This window comes from Thermithiobacillus tepidarius DSM 3134 (assembly GCF_000423825.1).
Taxonomy (GTDB): Bacteria; Pseudomonadota; Gammaproteobacteria; order Acidithiobacillales; family Thermithiobacillaceae; genus Thermithiobacillus; species Thermithiobacillus tepidarius.
In genome coordinates, this window is sequence record NZ_AUIS01000013.1 from 33,173 (window position 1) to 48,633 (window position 15,461).

A 15,461-nucleotide genomic window follows, 5' to 3' on the forward strand; every position below is an offset into this window, starting at 1 on the left:
GAGATACGAAACGGAAGGAAAGCTGTCCCGCTCGGTTTTCACCAGGCGCTGGAGCCAGCCGGACAGGTGGTGGCAGCGGCGCCCAGGATGAGCGCGGGGCTGCCATCGCGCCAGCACCTGACGTTGGCGTCGTTCATGGCGAAGCTCAGCGTGTTGGTGCCCTTGGCGGCGAGACCCGCAGCGGACAGCACGAAGTTCTGGCCGTTGTTGCTGGTGGTGATGTTGTAGGTAAAGCGCTGATTCGCCGCCGGCCCCGGGTTCCAGCCCGGCAGCAGCGTCGAGACGGTGATGGCGCTGATGTCGGCGGCGGTCGTGCTGACGACGATATCGGCCGCTGGCGCGTTGGAGTGCGCGTAGCTGCGGAAATCCTGGTAATGCTGCTCCAGCAGGGTCTGCAACTGCAACAGATTGCTCTGCGCTTCCGTGCGCTTCGCCCGCAGAACGTAGGCGTTGTAGTTGGGGATGGCGATGGCCGCAAGAATGCCGATGATGGCGATCGCCATCATCAGCTCAATCAAGGTAAACCCTTTTTCTTTTTTATTCACCACTTACCCACCCAGGTCTTGTGTTCAGCAATGCGACAGGCCTGATGCCAAACGACTCGCCCAGGCGATTTGATTCAAGCAAATCATGTGCCCGGTCTGCCGGAGGGCAGCTTTCTTGAATGCACGCGAGGATCTGGGGTGGATGGGAGTCGCTGGATCAGAAAAAGTGACAAAGGCAGCAGCCGACATCGGGGCAGATTGACATTTTTTGTCACCTCGCGCCTCCGAGCGGAGCAGCAGATCGAGCTTTTAGACAAAATCCAGGCTTGGCACGCCCCTTGCTTTTACAAAAGCGGATACAAGGCAAGTGGGGCCGCGATGCATCAGCGCCAATCAGCCCGCATAACAGAACAAGGATTCATCCTGAATGCGCTGATGTTCGCGGCCGCCACTATCGGCACCTTGGCCGCCGTCGTCATCCCCAAACATCTGCATCTCAAGGAAAAAGCGTACGATGCGATGGCGGCCAGGATGCCAGGGTACTCCTGTCCCAAGCCATTGTTTGGCCAATGATTTGGGCAGAGCGGCTTGTTCCACGTCCAGACCACAAAGAAGGAGCATGAAATGATGAAGCTACGCAGCGCCAAGGCACGCAAGGAGCAGGGTTTTACCCTGATCGAACTCATGATCGTGGTGGCCATCATCGGCATCCTGGCCGCCATCGCCATTCCGCAGTTCAGCCAGTATCGTGAGCGGGCGTTCGACAAGGCGGCCCAGAGCGATGCCAAGAACTTCCTGACCTCTACCATCGCAAATATACAATAAGGAGTAACGGCCATGAAGAACTTGCGCTTTATCTTTGGCTTGGCCTTTCTCGTACCCGGCGTGGCCCTGGCCGCTGCCGCTACGCTGACCGTGGGTGGATCGGCCGTCAGCGGTGATCCCAAAGCCACTCAGGAACTTACAGTTACCAATGGAACGAACGTTCCCTTTACCCAGTTCAGCATGACCCTCTCCAAAGGTGTAGGCATCGTCGCAACAGATGCTGCCGGAGTGACGCCGGCGGTTACCGTCACCACCGGTCATTTCAACTCGCCCCGCGTTTATGCCGGCAGTACTGCTGGTGGCTCCGTCACCGAGTGCACGACTGCGAAGAAGACGGCTGGCGCAGGCGCAGTAACCGCGGCCACCTACTCAGCGGGTGTATGCTAAGCCTGCACGCGGTACAGCAACACCTCCTCGTCGCCTGGCGCTCCGGCTTGCGTAGCCGGAGTTTCCAGGCACTCTTTATTTTGGGCCTATTGGCCATGGGCGGAGCCTATCTGGCCGCCGAGTTTTCCGGCCGGCAACCCGCCACCGTGGCCCTCGACGTCGGCCTCTCGGCCATTCGCATCATCGGCCTCTTGCTGGTCCTCTTCTGGACCCAGGAATTGATCGCCCGCGAGGTGGAGCGGCGCACCGTCTTCTCCGCGCTGGCCTACCCTGCACCGCGCTCGGCCTACCTGCTGGGCCGCTACTTGGGTCTCTTGCTCCTCACCGCTGCCGCCGTGGTGCTTCTGGGTCTGCTGCTGCTCGGCACGGTGCACGTCGTCGCCGGCGGCTATGCGCAAGCGCAAATGGTGCACCTGGGCAAGGAACTCTGGCTGACCCTGCTCTACAATTTTCTCGATTTGGCGGTGGTGGCCGCCTTTGCCGTGTTCGTCACGAGCCTCTCCACCACCCCCCTGCTGCCCTTCGCCCTCGGCCTCGCCTTTGCCGTTGCCGGCCGCAGCCTCGGGCCCGCGTTGGAATTCCTGCTCGGCAATACGGACGCAGCCAAGCAGATCGCTGGCACCTATCAGCCGATTCTCGACGCAGTACGCTGGATCCTCCCCGATCTGAGCCGCCTCGACATTCGCCCGCTGACTCTCTATGGCCAATGGCCCGGCAGCGAGGCCATGCTCTGGCCTGCGGTCATGGCGCTGGGCTACCTGGCCATCCTGCTGGCTGCGGCCGTGCTGATCTTCAACCGCCGGGAATTCGCCTGATGCGCCTGCCTGCAGGAGCGGGCTTGCCCGCGATCAAGGTAATGCGATCCGCTCCTGCGCAAGGTAGTGGAAAAACCAGGTCTGCAGCATGACGGAACGCATTTTGGCCCTGCTCGCCCTCATCCTGGCTGTCACCGCGTATCTGGCCGGCGTGCAGCATGTCCGCGAGCTGCCGCGCCCCAAGGCCGCCGAAAGCACCCTCAGCGTCGCCGTGCCGCCGCTCCTGCAGGTGGCGCTGGCCGGCGGCGACCGTTATCTCGCGGCGAACATGGGCGTGTTCCGCGCCGTGGTGGCCGGCACGGATAAACTGGACCCCGCCGGCTACGCCGTGCTGGCCCGGGTACAGCAGGACGTCGCCAGGCTCAACCCGGCCCACGAGGACAACTACTACATCGCCCAATCCATCCTGCCCTGGATGGGCCAGGTCGAGGCCGCCCAGGACATCCTCCGCCGCGCCGCCGGGGCCCGGCCGCGCGACTTCCTGCCGCCCTTTTTCCTGGGCTTCAACACCTTTTACTTCCAGCACGAACCCATTGCCGCGGCCCGGGCGATGCGAGCCGCCGCCGACCGCGTCAGCGGCGAGCAGCGCCTCGCCCTGCTCAACATCTCGGCCAAGTATTACGAAAAAAGCGATGACCCGGCCTTCGCCATCGGCATGATCCGCGGCTTGGCCGAGAACAGCCGCAGCCCGGCCCTGCGCCAGTATCTGCAACTGCGCATCCAGCGCCTGGAAGGACTGCAGGCACTGCGCGCGGCGGCGGCGGAGTACCGCCGGCGCACCGGCCACCCGCTGCGCCGGCTGGACGATCTCGTGCAGGCACGCATCATGGATGCGCTGCCGCAGGATCCGCTGGGCCAGGGTTATATGCTCGACCCGGCGGGAGAGCCCGCGCTGGTCGCCTCGCCCCAAGCACGCCTCCAGTAGCCACAACACGGAATACACCATGTCCGAGCACGTCATCGAACTGGAAAAACTCAGCAAAGTCTACCGGGACAAACGCCTCAAGCCGGTGCAGGGATTGCAGGAGCTCAGTCTGCAGGTACGCGCGGGCGAGGCCTTCGGCTTCGCGGGTCCGAACGGCGCCGGCAAGAGCACCACCATCAAGATCCTCACGGGCATCCTGCGGCCGACCAGCGGCCATGCCCGCATCCACGGTTTGGACACCACCGACCACCGGGCCCGGCGCAAGCTGGGCTATGTGCCCGAAAACCCTTATCTCTACGATTATCTGACGCCGCTGGAGATGCTGCGCATGGGCGCGCGCATGCGCGGCATGAAAGGCCGCGGGGTGACCAGCCACTGCATGGGTTGGCTGGAACGCTTCGGGCTGGGGGCGGTGGCGAAGAAGCGCATCCGCACCCTGAGCAAGGGCATGACCCAGCGCGTCGCCCTGGGCCACGCCATGGTGGGCAATCCCGAGCTCCTGATCCTCGACGAGCCTCTGTCCGGCCTGGACCCCATCTGGCGGCAGGAAGTGGTGGAAACACTGATCGCCTACCGCAATCAGGGCGGCACCCTGTTCTTCTCGTCCCACGTCCTGACCGACGTGGAGCAGCTGGGCGACCGCTTCGGCATCATTCACCGGGGTCGCCTGCGCACCATCGGCTCGCCCACCGAGCTGCGCGGCGGCAGCAACGAGCAGATGATGATCGTCAGCCTGGGCACCTTCCCCGTCCCCGGCGCCCTGAGCCGTGCCAGCGGCGGCTGGGAGACCCAGGTCAAGGCGGATGCCCTCTGGAACAAGCTCCACGAGCTGGAGCAGGCCCAGCACCGCATCCTGGAGATCCGTCCGGTCGGCCTGCGCCTGGAACAAGCTTTCATGCGCTTCATCCAGGACGAGGACCTGAAGGACATCAGCCTGCAGAAGGCGGCTGCGGAACAGCCCCGCTAGTCGACCGCTCCTGCCATGCCGGGCAGCAAGCTGCCCCAGCACAATGCCCGGCAAGCGCCAACAACCACCCGCACCCTGCTTCTCCCAGCGAGGCCTCGATCCGGGTTGAACTCGCGCGCTGTCCCGGCGGGGATGCGGGTTGGAGAACCGATTCGCGGCGACGGCCGGTCGGCAGCGGCCGGACTGCCCGAGCTGCATGAGCCGGGTCGGTACCGCGTTCCGCCGCAGGAGCGGCTTGCCCGCGATGGAAATGCAAGCGCCGCTATCTGGATCATGGGGCAGCCCACGCCTACCGCATCGGGCAGCAGCGAAACCCAAAGTTCATGCCCAGGCATCATCCACGCTGGCCCTCACCCTGGCCTCTCCCGGAGGGAGAAGGCAGGCGGGGCGTGGACATGAGCTTAGTCACTAGAACAAATGGATAAGTTGACTGAAGCGGGCAGGTTGGGCTGAGCCTCGCGAAGCCCAACCTGCCTGCTACCTTCCAACCCGTCCCTCACACTCCCCCGGCCTGGCCACCCGCCGCGCCAAAGCCGCCGCCTCCGGATTGCCCGGCAACTGCTTGAGCAACGCCGTCGCCATTTCCTGCGCCTCCGCCCGCCGGCCGAGCTGGCAGGCCACTTCGGCCACATTGAAGCGCAGCTGCGCCCGGTCGCGGGCGAAGAGCGGGCGGCTCACCCCCTCCTTCAGCAAGGCGTAGCCTTGCAAATTCTTCCCCTGGTTGAAATACAGCTGCGCCAGACTGAGGCGGACGTCCACATGCTGCGGATTGTATGCCAAGGCGGTGCGAAGCAGCCGTTCGGCCCGCTGGGCGGCCTGTCCCGGCGGGAGCAGGTCCTGGTGCTGCAGCAGCAGCTTGGCCTGTTCCAGCAGGTTGCCGGGTTGGCGAGGATTTCCCGTCAAAGCGGCCTGGTAGTCCTGCAAGGCGCTCGTCATCAGTGCCGGCTTGATGGCGTTCTTCGGCCCCAGATCCAGGTCTAGCAGTTTGGCATCCTGCTCCGCCAGATAAACGTGCGGCAAGGCGGCGGCGGGACGGAGCACGGCCATGGCCCCGGCGAGCCGGTAGCGCAGTTGCTCCTCGGGCATGCCCAGCACATGCGCCAAGCTGGCGGCGGCAGCGCTGTGCGCCGTGAACAACAGGGGGATGAGCCCGTCCAAGGCCAGGATCGCAGCGGGCCATGACAATGCGAGAAGCAGCGCTGTGCGCGCCATTGCCGGGCGGATCTGCAGGCGCGGCAACAGCGGCCGGGTGGCCGGCGAGCCGGCATGCAGCTGATAGGCCCGGCCGAGCAGCAGGCCGGCCAGCAGGCTCAGGGGCAGGTTGAAGAAGATGAAGTTGACCACGGCGTGGGCGCTGATGCCCAGCACGCTCAAGTAGAGCCCGGCGGCCTCCACCCGCCGCGGATCATCGGGCCGGCTCCACTGCCGGTAGATCAGAAAGAGCAGCAGCAGCGGCAATGCCGCCAGGAACAGCAGATTGAGCGGTCCGCCCTCCTGCAGGAACTGCAGGTAATCGTTGTGGGCATAGGTGCCGGCCGACTCCAGCTCCTTGGCGTCGCGGTAAGCCGGGTAGTAGATGAAGTAGCTGCCCAGCCCCGTGCCCAACAGCGGATGATCCTCGATGATGTGCCAGGTGGAGCGCCACATGTCGAAGCGCGAGCCGACGGAACGGTCCTGCTCGATGTAATCGTCAGCCATGCGCGCCGAAAGCTGGCTGCCCGGCGCGAAAGCGGCGGAAATCGCGTTGGTGACGAGAAAGGTCGCCAGTGCCGCACCGAGCACGTAACCGGCCTTGCGCCGGAAGGCGGCCTGCCGTCGCACGGTCCACAGCGCCAGCGGGACGATCAGCAGCCAGGCAAGGGTGCCGCCGCGCGAAGAAGCGGCGAAGAAGGCGAAGAGCATGGCCGCCAGCAACGCCATGTAGCCAGCGCCGATCCAGTCGATCCGGCCGGCGGCGCCTCCTTCGGCCGCCCGCCGGTGCAGGAAAAACCGGACGAGAATGGGGAAGAACAGCAGGTTCAGGAAGGCGGCGTAGCTGTTCCAGTCCAGCAGAGGCCCGGTTGGGCGCGAGCCGGGCTGGACGGCGTACTGATAGAGCCCCCATCCTGCCAAGGCAGCGGCGCTCAGCACCAGCATGGGCCACAGGCGCGCCCAAGCCTCGTCGGGGTCCGGCATGAGCTGCCAGAGCAGATAGGCCAGCGGCAGGCTGCCGATGATCCAGAAGTAGAACCAGCTGGTATAAGGGGTGCTCGTCCACAGCAGGGTCGATCCGAGCCAGATCGCGTAAGCGAGCATGAACAGGGGAACCCCACCGCGCGGCAGGGGCAGCCCCTTGCCGTTGCGCCACCACAGGAGCAGCCCGCCCCAGAGCAGCAGCAGGAGCATGGACAGGGCCAGGAAGGGAATCTGCTGGCCATTGAAGGGCCAACTGGCCAAAAAGGCCAGGAACGGGAGAAAAACGAGCGTCAGCTGCATGGGCTTCAGTCTTGGCGGGGCGCGTGTTCCGGGCAACGGTATTGGAGATCGTCGGTGCCGAGCTGCGCGGCCTGGCTGCGGGGCAGGAAAACGCCGCACGTGCGGCATTGCACCATATCCTCGGGCTGCTTGCGCACGGGTTGCGCCAGTTCGGAGCGCGGCCGGCGCTGCAGGGCTTTGCCCCCCCGCCAGATCAGCCAGACGATCAGGATGGCCAGCAGGTATTTCATGGCATCAGCCGCAAGCAAGGGCAAGAAACGGCCGACCTAGCCCGGAAGCAACGGGTTCCTGTGCCGTGAGAAGCCGCAAATCGTTCATTCTGCTTCCATTTTCATGCCGGCGCATGGCAGTCGGAGGCGGGTCGTTATCAGTTGTCCAATGTATCCCATATACTGAAGGAAGTCACGATCCCCGTCCGCTTCGGAGCCCGCCGGCATGCGCGCCAAATTCGCTGTTTACGCCCTTCTCCTGCTTGCGCTGGCGGCGGCGGGGATTTTCGCTTACCAGCAAACCCGCATCACGGTGGCGGTGGCGCGTCCCAGCCGAGGGACGGCGGTCGAAGCCGTCTACGCCACCGGCACCGTCGAGCCCGTGCGCTGGGCCAAGGTGAGCCCCAGGGTGGCGGGACGCATCGTGGCCGTCCTGGCCGCCGAGGGAGAGCGCGTGGCCCGCGGCACCGTACTTGCCCGCCTGGACGATCAGCAGGCGCGCGCCAACCTGGAGCAGCTGGCGGCCCGCGAGCGCTTCTTGCGCAACGAGGTGGCGCGCCTGGCGCCGCTGGCGCGGGAACAGTACGTCAGCCAGCAGGACTATGAGCGGGCCGTGAGCGAGCACCGGCAGGCGCAAGCGGCCCTCGCGGCGGCGCGGCAGCCTTTGGCGGACCTGATCCTGCGCTCCCCGCTCGATGGCGTCGTACTGCAGCGGGACGGCGAAGTCGGCGAGGTGGCGGACACCAAGGACGTGCTCTTCTGGGTCGGGCAGGAGCGGCCGCTCCGGGTGACGGCGGAGGTCGACGAAGAGGACGTGCCGCTGGTGCGACCCGGCCAGCGCGCGCTCATCAAGGCCGACGCCTTCGCCGAGCGCAGCCTGGCGGGCCGGGTGCAGGAGATCACTCCCCGGGGCGACCCGGTGAACAAGAGCTACCGGGTGCGCATCGCCCTGCCCGACGATACCCCCCTGCGCATCGGCATGACCACCGAGGTCAACATCATCGTGCGCGAGCAGCGCGATGCATTGCTGGTGCCCAGCAGCGCGGTGGCCGACCGGCACGTCTGGGTCGTCCGGGACGGCAAGGCGCGGCGCGTGCCCGTGCGCACCGGCGTCGTGGGCGACAGCCGCACCGAAATCCAGGCGGGCCTGCGGGGCGACGAAACCGTGATCGTGCACCCGCCATCCGCGCTGCGCGACGGCGACGCAGTGCGCATCGCGCCACCGCGCACCTGAGGCCGCCATGCCGCTCATCCTCGACATCGCCCTGACCCACCTGCGCAACCGCAGGCGCCAGACCCTGGTGTCCATCCTCGGGGTGGCCCTGGGGGTGGGCTTTTTCATCGCCATGGCGGCCCTGATGCAGGGCTTCCAACGCTACTTCATCGCCAAGGTGATCGACGTCTCGCCGCACATCATCGTCAAGGACGAATACCGGAGCCCACCCGTGCAGCCGCTGCAGCGGCTCTTCCCCGACGGCGCCATCGCCCTGCGCGGCCTCAAGCCCAAGGAGGAACTGCGCGGCATCCGCAATGCCGCGGCCATGGTGGACGCCCTGTCCCGCCTGCCGGGCGTGGCGGTGGCGCCGACCCTGCGCGGCCAGGTCTTCCTGCGCTACGGCAGCCGCGACGTCTCCGCCACCCTGGTGGGCATCGAGCCGGAACGCGAGCGCCGGGTCACCAATCTGGAGCGCGACCTGGTGGACGGCCGCCTGAGCGCTTTGTACAGCACGGCCAACGGCATCATCCTGGGCGAAGGTCTGGCCGACAAGCTCGGCATCGGGCTGCACGATACCTTGTCGGTCATCTCGCCGGCCGGGGTGATCCTGCGCATGCAGGTGGCGGGCATCTTCCGCACCGGCATCACCACCCTCGACAACTTCGAGGCCTATGCGCTGCTCAAGAAATCCCAGATCCTGCAGGACCGGCCCAATGTGATCAACCAGATCCGCCTGCGCCTGCGGGACGTGGGCCAGGCGCGCCGGCTGGCGGCCACCATCGAGTCCCGCTACGGCTACCGCAGCGAATCCTGGGAAGAAACCAACAAGAACGTGCTCGGCATCTTCGTCATCCAGAACGCAGTCACCTACTCCTCCACCGGCGCCATCCTGGTGGTGGCCGCCTTCGGCATCTTCAACATCATCTCCACCGTGATCCATGAAAAGACCCGCGACATTGCCATCCTCAAGTCCATCGGCCTGGCGGAAGGCGACATCCGCCGGATCTTCCTGCTGGAAGGGCTGGCCGTGGGCGTGGTGGGCACGCTCCTGGGCTGGCTGCTGGGCTACGGCCTGACGCTGCTGCTGTCCACCATCCACTTCACGCTGGAAGGCTTCATCAAATCCGAGGGTTTCGTGCTCTATTACTCTTTCACCCACTATCTCATCGCCGGCGCCTTCGCCCTGGTGGCCGCCACCCTGGCCGCCTATCTGCCGGCACGCAAGGCCGCCCGGCTCAACCCGGTGGACATCATCCGGGGCGGCGCGTGAGCGGAGTCCTGCTGGAAGCCCGCGGCGTCACCCGTGTCCTGCCAGGGCCGGTACCGGTCACGCTGGTGGCCGACGTCGACCTGCGCATCGAGCACGGCGAGTTCGTGGCCATCACCGGTCCTTCCGGCTCCGGCAAGTCCTCCCTGCTCTATCTGCTCGGTCTGCTGGACGTGCCCAGCCGCGGCGCCATCTACCTGGAAGGCCGGGACACCTCCGCCCTGAACCGTACGGAATTGGCGGCGCTGCGCCTGCGCAAGCTGGGTTTCGTCTTCCAGTTCCATTTCCTGCTGCCCGAGTTCAGCGCCCTGGAAAACGTCTTGATCCCCATGCGCAAACTGGCGGCCCAGCCGGAACGGGATATGCGGGCGCGCGCCGCGCGCCTCCTGGAAGAACTCGGCCTCGGCGCGGAGCTGCACAAAAAACCCGAGCAACTCTCCGGCGGCCAGCGCCAGCGCGTCGCCATCGCCCGCGCCCTGGCCAACGACCCCTTGCTCATCCTGGCGGACGAACCCACGGGCAACCTGGACAGCAAAAACGGTCAGATCGTCTTCGACATTTTCCAAAGACTGGTCCGGGACAATGGCCAGACCGTCATCACCGTCACCCACGACCCGCAGCTGTCGCAACAGACCCAGCGGCAGATCAGGCTGGTGGACGGAAGGGTGGTGGAATAACGTGCAAGAGCGAGGCGGCGGAGCGCCGAGGATCACTTTCGCGCCTTCGGCTGCACCGTGCGCCACCCGGCTTTCCTCAAAGCCCCATTTCCACCGTCACCACCTTGTTTGGCCCATAGCGCTCCAGCGTCGGCCAAGCCAGCGGCAGGCCATTGGCCTGCAGCCACTGATCCAGAGCGCGGTAGGCCTTGATCGGAGCGATGGCGGGATGGGCCTTGACCTGCACCATCACCACCCGGCGCCGCGGAATGTTGTCCACCTTCATGTCGGCAGGCACCGGCGTGTCCGGGGCCAGAAAGTAGCCGGCCCGCGCACGGCGCGCCCTTTCCGGCACCTGACGCGGATCATCGTAAAACACGCCCATGGGCCCGCCGTGCGGCACCCGCGCCAGCTTCAGACTCTTTTCCAGATCCTGCAGCCGTTCATCCACTTGGTAGTAGCCGCCCTGAAAGGGCAGGTAAACGTAACGGTACGGACCGGTCTCCGTCACCGTGACGGTGGGCTTGGCGAAAATGCCCAAGAAATAAGCAATGACCAGCAGAGGGATGACGAACGCCAGCAAGGCGCCCAGCCAGCCGCTGGACCAATGTTTGGGGCCTGAGCCAATCCTTTCCTCGACTTGTTCTTCTTCCATCCTAGGCATGCGTCAACAAACTCCTGAAAAGCTCCCAACGAAACTGCGGACCCGGGTCCCATTTGCGTCCGGGCGCCACGTCCTGATGACCGACGATGCGCGCGTCCGTGATGGCCGGATAGCGCTGCTGCAATTGCCGGCAGAGCCGGGCGCAGCGCAGGTACTGGGCACGGGTGAACGGATCACTTTCGGTCCCCTCCAGTTCGATCCCGATGCTGAAATCGTTGCAGTTCGAGCGTCCTTCCCAGAGCGACTGCCCGGCATGCCATGCGCGCGCCTCGGTGCTCACGAACTGGGTCAAGCGCCCGCGCCGGTCGATGAGGAAATGGGCGGACACCTGCAGCTCCTGGATTTCCCGGAAATACGGATGCACCGCCACGGGCAGTTCGTTGCGGAAGAAGCACTCCACGTAACCCTTGCCGAACTCCCCGGGCGGCAGGGAAATCGCGTGGATCACGATCAGATCGACTTCCGTGCCCGGCGGCCGTGCATTGTAATTGGGCGACGGCACCTGCCGGGCATGCCGGTGCCAGCCGGCGGCATCGAAACTGTCCCTCATGGCGGCTCCAGCGGCGGCAGGGCCAAGGCCTCCGTCACCGCTTGGTGCAATGCCGCTGGCCGGGCTTCGCAGACGATCGGGCGCCGGTAGTGGCCGTCCTGGAACAGAAACAGCGCCGGCAGATGGAAGACCTCGTACTCTCGCACCAAGCCCGGATTTTCCACGGCATCCACCTCCCACACCTGCAGGTCGTCGCGCAACATTTCGTACTCGCGCAGCAAGCCCTTGAAGGCGCGGCAACTGGCACAGGCGGGCGCGGTGAAGAGCAGCAGGACCATGCCGCGCTGCTCGCGCAGGCGGGCGTAGAATTCGAATTCGGAGATCTGTTCCACGGTCGGGGGCTGAAGCAGTGGGACTCAATGCAGCGGCGGCCGTTCTTCCACGATCTCGGCCAAGAGCGCCCGGATCATGGCGGCGTCGGGTGCATCGGGCACGAAATGCAGATATTGCTGCAGATCGGCCGCTGCTTCCTGGCTTCTGCCGCCATGATAGTGCAGCAGGCCGCGATCCCGGTACTCGGTATAGCGGCGCGGGTCGATCAGCAGAATCCGGTCGATCATCTCCGCCGCCCAGTTTTCCTGACCGGACTGGATGAAATAGCCCTTCAGATTGTTGAGGATGCGCACCCAGATGGCGCGCGGCGTGGCCGGCTGCAGCATGGCGCGCTCGAAGCGCAGCGTATCCCCGTACAGTTTCTCCAGGCGTTGCCGGCATTCCTGCTCGCTCAGCAACTGCCCCCCCTGGTAAACGTCGATGGGCTGAATCTGCCCGCCGCTTTCCAGCCCGACCAGAAAGTGGCCGGGGAAGTTGATGCCCACCAGCGGCAAGCCGGCTTGCCGGCCGATCTCCAGGTAAAATACCGCCAGGCTGATGGGGATGCCGACGCGCTGCGCCAGGACCTCGCTCAAGTCCGAATAGGATGGCTGATAGGCCCCACTCGGACTCGCCTGAAAGGCGCACTCCTGGAAAAACACCTGGTTCAAGACTGCCACCGCGTGCCGCGGATCAGCCATGTCCGCGGCCAACACCCGCACCCGTGCCGACTGCTCCGTGACGAAGGCTTCCGCCGCCGCGAGGTCGGGCGGACGGCTGTCGAGCACCGAAATCAACAGGCCCACCGCCAGGAGGTGCCCGCCCCCGCCCTCGTCGCGCAGCAACTGCTCCAGTTCCCGCACAAGCCGTTGCTTACCGTACCACATAGTCCTGTCCCATGTTCCGCTCGCAGGCAAACAGCCTCATCCATACGGTGATCGACGCCGGGCACGCCTTTCAATGCCACCCAGTATAGCAGAATCTCCCCGGCATACGGGCAGCTAGCGTATGTATGCCTCGGTCACGTAGCGCCGCATCATGCGATGGCTGTTGAAAAAGGAGGCGCTCTTGCAAATGGCGCCTTTCATGACGGCGATCCAGGCCGGCCGGTCGTCGCGATAAAGTGGCAGCACCGTTTGCTGCAGCTTGTCATAGAGGTGCAGCGCGTCAGAGCCGTTGGCGGCATCCGAGGCATTGCCGACGGCCCAGCCGTTCACCCCTTCCAGGCAGCCCTCGATCCACCAGCCGTCCAGGACGCTCAAGCTGGGCACGCCATTGAAAGCCGCCTTCATGCCGCTGGTGCCGGAGGCCTCCAACGGACGCAACGGCGTATTCAGCCAGACGTCCACGCCGGCCACCATGGCCAGCGCCGTGCTCATGTCGTAGTTGGGCAGATAGGCAATCGGCAACACGTCCGCCAGTTCGCGCATGCGGGCATGCAGAAACTCGATCAGGCGTTTGCCGCCCTCGTCCCGCGGATGCGCCTTGCCCGCCAGCACGAGCTGGAACGGGTGCTCGCGCGCGATGGCCCGCAGGCGCTCCACATCGGAAAAGAGCAGATCAGGACGCTTGTAGGCGGTCATGCGCCGGGCAAAGCCCACAAGCGGCAGTTCGGGATCCAGTTCCACGCCGCTCGCCGCCCGGACCCGCTCGATCAGCGCCTGCTTGGCCTCCGCATGCGCCATCCAGATCTCGCCGTCGGGAATGCGGTCGGCACGCACCAAAAGCTCCGGCTCATGGGCCCAGCCGAGCAGATGGGCATCATAGAGCCGGGCGAAGCTCGGCGCGGTCCAGGTGAAAGGATGCACGCCATTGGTTACCGCGTGCACGCGGTAACCGGGAAACAGCTTGCCGGAGATCTCGGCATGGCGCTTGGCGACGCCATTGACGTATTCGCTCAGGTTGAGCGCCAGCCGGGCCATGTTCAGCGCCTCCTCGCCCGCCAACGACTTCAGGGTCGGCAACTCGACGAAAGCCCCAAGCACCTTTTGCACCAGATCATAGGGAAACTTGTCGTGCCCCGCCTCCACCGGCGTATGCGTGGTAAAGCTGCACAGCTCCCGGACCCGCGGGATGTCGTAGGACGATTCGCCGGGACGCAGATCCTCCGATGCGTAAGCATAGCGCCGCAGCAGTTCCAGCCCCAAAAGGGCGGAATGGCCTTCGTTCATATGGTGATGGAGCACTCTGAAGCCGAGGGCCTGCAGGATGCGCATGCCGCCGATCCCCAGGACGATCTCCTGCTTGAGCCGATAGGTCGCGTCACCGCCATAGAGATAGTGGGTGATTTCGCGGTCGTCGCTGCGATTGTGATCGAGATCGGTGTCCAGCAGGATCACCGGCTGCTTGCCGCTGCGATAGCCCTCCAGCAGATAAAGCCAGCCGCTGACCCAGACCGGGCGCCCCTCGATGGTCACCGCGACCATGGCCTCCAGCGGCGAGGCCCAGCGCTCCGGCGTCCAGGGGTCCAGGCGCTCGACCTGCCGCCCCTGGCTATCGATTTCCTGGCGAAAATAGCCGGCGCGGCTCACCAGACTGACGGCGACGAAAGGCAGCTCCAAGTCGGCGGCGGAACGCACCGTGTCGCCCGCCAGCACGCCCAGGCCGCCGCTGTAGGTGGGGATCTCGTTGCGCAGGGCAATTTCCATGGAGAAATAAGCCACGCGCGGCACCCGAACAAATTCGTCGATCATCGCTGCTCCCGGGCCACTGCCGCCCCAGCCGCTATTTGAGTCCGGCATCCTCGGACACGGCCAAGCCCACGGCAGTCCAGTCCATGTCCGCGCGTCCCTTGGCCAGCGCCGAGAGCATGCGGTCATGCAAGAGGCTGGCGAAGGGCATGGGCACCCGGGCCGTGCTCGCGGCATCCAGCACCAAGTTGAGGTCCTTGGCGCCCAAGGCCAGCCTGAAGCCGGCCGGCGCGTAAGTCTCCTCGGCAATCATTTTGCCGTAGTTCTGATAAATGGGACAGGCGAAGATGGTCTGCGCCAGCATGGACGCGATCTGGCCGCGCTCGATGCCGTGCTTCTCCGCCAGCGTGAAGGCCTCCGCCATTGCCTCCATGGCCGAGACGATGAGAAAATTGCCCGCCACCTTGACCACATGCGCCGCCTCGGGCGCCGCGCCGAAATCGAAGATGCCCTGCCCCAGCGCATCGAGCACGGGGCGAACCCGCTCCTTGGCCGCCTGCGGTCCGGACGTGCAGACCCACAGCTTGCGCGCGGCCGCGGCATCCGGCCGGCCAAAGACCGGCGCGGCCACATAGGCTGCCCCCCGCGCTTGATAATGGGCGGCGAGGCGCTGGGCGATGGCTGGCGACACGGTACTCATGGACAGATGCACGCCCCCTGGGCCCAGCTGTTCCCCGAAGCCGTCCGCACCCAGCGTGACCGCCTCCAGGGCCTGGTCGTTGGCAACCATGGTGATCACGATCCCGCCCGGCGCCGCCACGTCGGCCGGCCGCCCGACGAGCTCAGCCCCCTGCTCGGCCAGCGCGGCGGCCTTTGCCGGAGTACGGTTGTACACGCGCAGCCGGTAACCAGCCCGCAACAGGTTATGCGCCATGGGCAGCCCCATGTGGCCCAATCCGACAAAGCCGACGGCTTCGCTCATATCCAGCCCTCCTCACCAGCGGATGAACACAGTCGCATTCTGCTGCCACTGGGGACAGTGGGCAACGGACCTTATGGGTAAGGCAGGTACACCCCC

18 protein-coding genes are annotated in these 15,461 nt (G+C 65.6%); 9 read left to right on the forward strand and 9 right to left on the reverse strand.

Annotation, left to right across the window (positions count from 1 at the left end):
- Positions 1 to 38: 38 nt before the first annotated feature.
- A complete protein-coding gene (locus G579_RS18260; protein WP_155989778.1) occupies positions 39 to 548 on the reverse strand; it encodes a type IV pilin protein in 510 nt (169 codons plus the stop codon).
- 135 nt (positions 549 to 683) lie between these two features.
- Here G579_RS18260 and G579_RS0108135 point away from each other — a divergent pair, with 135 nt between their 5' ends.
- The 6 genes from G579_RS0108135 (at position 684) to G579_RS16615 (ending at position 4,404) form a co-directional block, all read left to right on the forward strand.
- The gene (locus G579_RS0108135; protein ID WP_155989779.1) at positions 684 to 1,058 is read left to right on the forward strand and encodes a hypothetical protein; all 375 of its coding nucleotides are present in this window, start codon (positions 684 to 686) and stop codon (positions 1,056 to 1,058) included.
- A 51-nt stretch (positions 1,059 to 1,109) separates the two neighbouring features.
- A complete protein-coding gene (locus G579_RS19725) occupies positions 1,110 to 1,310 on the forward strand; it encodes a prepilin-type N-terminal cleavage/methylation domain-containing protein (RefSeq protein ID WP_028989787.1) in 201 nt (66 codons plus the stop codon).
- A 12-nt stretch (positions 1,311 to 1,322) separates the two neighbouring features.
- A complete protein-coding gene (locus G579_RS0108145) occupies positions 1,323 to 1,697 on the forward strand; it encodes a hypothetical protein (protein WP_028989788.1) in 375 nt (124 codons plus the stop codon).
- Between the two features lie 95 nt (positions 1,698 to 1,792).
- The gene (locus G579_RS0108150) at positions 1,793 to 2,512 is read left to right on the forward strand and encodes an ABC transporter permease subunit (protein WP_028989789.1); all 720 of its coding nucleotides are present in this window, start codon (positions 1,793 to 1,795) and stop codon (positions 2,510 to 2,512) included.
- Positions 2,513 to 2,600: 88 nt separating this feature from the next.
- A complete protein-coding gene (locus G579_RS16610; RefSeq protein ID WP_051181192.1) occupies positions 2,601 to 3,437 on the forward strand; it encodes a hypothetical protein in 837 nt (278 codons plus the stop codon).
- A gap of 19 nt (positions 3,438 to 3,456) precedes the next feature.
- Positions 3,457 to 4,404, forward strand: coding sequence for an ABC transporter ATP-binding protein (locus G579_RS16615; RefSeq protein WP_038018944.1), 948 nt, complete (start codon positions 3,457 to 3,459; stop codon positions 4,402 to 4,404).
- Between the two features lie 477 nt (positions 4,405 to 4,881).
- Here G579_RS16615 and G579_RS16620 read toward each other — a convergent pair whose 3' ends face one another.
- Together G579_RS16620 and G579_RS19005 are read right to left on the reverse strand one after the other, a co-directional pair.
- Complete coding sequence (locus tag G579_RS16620; RefSeq protein ID WP_051181194.1) at positions 4,882 to 6,879, reverse strand: O-antigen ligase family protein; 1,998 nt, start codon at positions 6,877 to 6,879, stop codon at positions 4,882 to 4,884.
- Between the two features lie 5 nt (positions 6,880 to 6,884).
- Entirely contained in the window at positions 6,885 to 7,109 is a 225-nt protein-coding gene (locus tag G579_RS19005) for a PP0621 family protein (RefSeq protein WP_028989790.1), read from the reverse strand.
- Positions 7,110 to 7,314: 205 nt separating this feature from the next.
- Here G579_RS19005 and G579_RS16625 point away from each other — a divergent pair, with 205 nt between their 5' ends.
- The 3 genes from G579_RS16625 to G579_RS0108185 are packed head-to-tail and all read left to right on the forward strand — an operon-like array spanning position 7,315 to position 10,248.
- Positions 7,315 to 8,322, forward strand: coding sequence for an efflux RND transporter periplasmic adaptor subunit (locus tag G579_RS16625; protein ID WP_038018950.1), 1,008 nt, complete (start codon positions 7,315 to 7,317; stop codon positions 8,320 to 8,322).
- A 7-nt stretch (positions 8,323 to 8,329) separates the two neighbouring features.
- Complete coding sequence (locus G579_RS0108180; RefSeq protein WP_028989791.1) at positions 8,330 to 9,574, forward strand: ABC transporter permease; 1,245 nt, start codon at positions 8,330 to 8,332, stop codon at positions 9,572 to 9,574.
- Positions 9,571 to 10,248 (forward strand): ABC transporter ATP-binding protein, encoded by a 678-nt coding sequence (locus tag G579_RS0108185; protein WP_028989792.1) that lies wholly within the window; start codon positions 9,571 to 9,573, stop codon positions 10,246 to 10,248. Before G579_RS0108180 ends, G579_RS0108185 begins: the two co-directional genes overlap by 4 nt.
- Before the next feature lie 76 nt (positions 10,249 to 10,324).
- Here the strand turns inward: G579_RS0108185 and G579_RS0108190 are convergent, their stop codons facing one another.
- The 6 genes from G579_RS0108190 to G579_RS0108215 all read right to left on the reverse strand — a co-directional run bounded on the left by G579_RS0108190 (position 10,325) and on the right by G579_RS0108215 (position 15,365).
- On the reverse strand, positions 10,325 to 10,891 hold the full coding sequence (locus G579_RS0108190; RefSeq protein WP_155989780.1) for a GyrI-like domain-containing protein: 567 nt from the start codon (positions 10,889 to 10,891) through the stop codon (positions 10,325 to 10,327).
- Complete coding sequence (ampD, locus tag G579_RS0108195) at positions 10,884 to 11,441, reverse strand: 1,6-anhydro-N-acetylmuramyl-L-alanine amidase AmpD (protein WP_028989794.1); 558 nt, start codon at positions 11,439 to 11,441, stop codon at positions 10,884 to 10,886. The genes G579_RS0108190 and ampD overlap by 8 nt, the downstream gene beginning before the upstream one ends.
- The gene (locus tag G579_RS0108200; RefSeq protein WP_028989795.1) at positions 11,438 to 11,773 is read right to left on the reverse strand and encodes a thioredoxin family protein; all 336 of its coding nucleotides are present in this window, start codon (positions 11,771 to 11,773) and stop codon (positions 11,438 to 11,440) included. Before G579_RS0108200 ends, ampD begins: the two co-directional genes overlap by 4 nt.
- 24 nt (positions 11,774 to 11,797) lie before the next feature.
- Positions 11,798 to 12,640 carry a SirB1 family protein gene (locus G579_RS16630; protein WP_081662678.1) on the reverse strand — a complete coding sequence of 281 codons (843 nt, stop codon included), beginning with the start codon at positions 12,638 to 12,640 and terminating at the stop codon, positions 11,798 to 11,800.
- A gap of 114 nt (positions 12,641 to 12,754) precedes the next feature.
- Positions 12,755 to 14,446, reverse strand: coding sequence for an alpha-glucan family phosphorylase (gene glgP / locus G579_RS0108210; protein ID WP_028989796.1), 1,692 nt, complete (start codon positions 14,444 to 14,446; stop codon positions 12,755 to 12,757).
- Between the two features lie 31 nt (positions 14,447 to 14,477).
- A complete protein-coding gene (locus G579_RS0108215) occupies positions 14,478 to 15,365 on the reverse strand; it encodes an NAD(P)-dependent oxidoreductase (protein ID WP_028989797.1) in 888 nt (295 codons plus the stop codon).
- Between the last annotated feature and the right edge of the window lie 96 nt (positions 15,366 to 15,461).

What these genes read in the sequence shown, in the direction of transcription:
- G579_RS19725 (WP_028989787.1), top strand. Translation starts at nt 1,110, where the DNA reads ATGATGAAGCTACGCAGCGCCAAGGCACGCAAGGAGCAGGGTTTTACC.
- G579_RS0108145 (WP_028989788.1), top strand. Translation starts at nt 1,323, where the DNA reads ATGAAGAACTTGCGCTTTATCTTTGGCTTGGCCTTTCTCGTACCCGGC.
- G579_RS0108150 (WP_028989789.1), top strand. Translation starts at nt 1,793, where the DNA reads ATGGGCGGAGCCTATCTGGCCGCCGAGTTTTCCGGCCGGCAACCCGCC.
- G579_RS16610 (WP_051181192.1), top strand. Translation starts at nt 2,601, where the DNA reads ATGACGGAACGCATTTTGGCCCTGCTCGCCCTCATCCTGGCTGTCACC.
- G579_RS16615 (WP_038018944.1), top strand. Translation starts at nt 3,457, where the DNA reads ATGTCCGAGCACGTCATCGAACTGGAAAAACTCAGCAAAGTCTACCGG.
- G579_RS16620 (WP_051181194.1), bottom strand. Translation starts at nt 6,879, where the DNA reads ATGCAGCTGACGCTCGTTTTTCTCCCGTTCCTGGCCTTTTTGGCCAGT.
- G579_RS19005 (WP_028989790.1), bottom strand. Translation starts at nt 7,109, where the DNA reads ATGAAATACCTGCTGGCCATCCTGATCGTCTGGCTGATCTGGCGGGGG.
- G579_RS16625 (WP_038018950.1), top strand. Translation starts at nt 7,315, where the DNA reads ATGCGCGCCAAATTCGCTGTTTACGCCCTTCTCCTGCTTGCGCTGGCG.
- G579_RS0108180 (WP_028989791.1), top strand. Translation starts at nt 8,330, where the DNA reads ATGCCGCTCATCCTCGACATCGCCCTGACCCACCTGCGCAACCGCAGG.
- G579_RS0108190 (WP_155989780.1), bottom strand. Translation starts at nt 10,891, where the DNA reads ATGCCTAGGATGGAAGAAGAACAAGTCGAGGAAAGGATTGGCTCAGGC.
- ampD (WP_028989794.1), bottom strand. Translation starts at nt 11,441, where the DNA reads ATGAGGGACAGTTTCGATGCCGCCGGCTGGCACCGGCATGCCCGGCAG.
- G579_RS16630 (WP_081662678.1), bottom strand. Translation starts at nt 12,640, where the DNA reads ATGTGGTACGGTAAGCAACGGCTTGTGCGGGAACTGGAGCAGTTGCTG.
- glgP (WP_028989796.1), bottom strand. Translation starts at nt 14,446, where the DNA reads ATGATCGACGAATTTGTTCGGGTGCCGCGCGTGGCTTATTTCTCCATG.
- G579_RS0108215 (WP_028989797.1), bottom strand. Translation starts at nt 15,365, where the DNA reads ATGAGCGAAGCCGTCGGCTTTGTCGGATTGGGCCACATGGGGCTGCCC.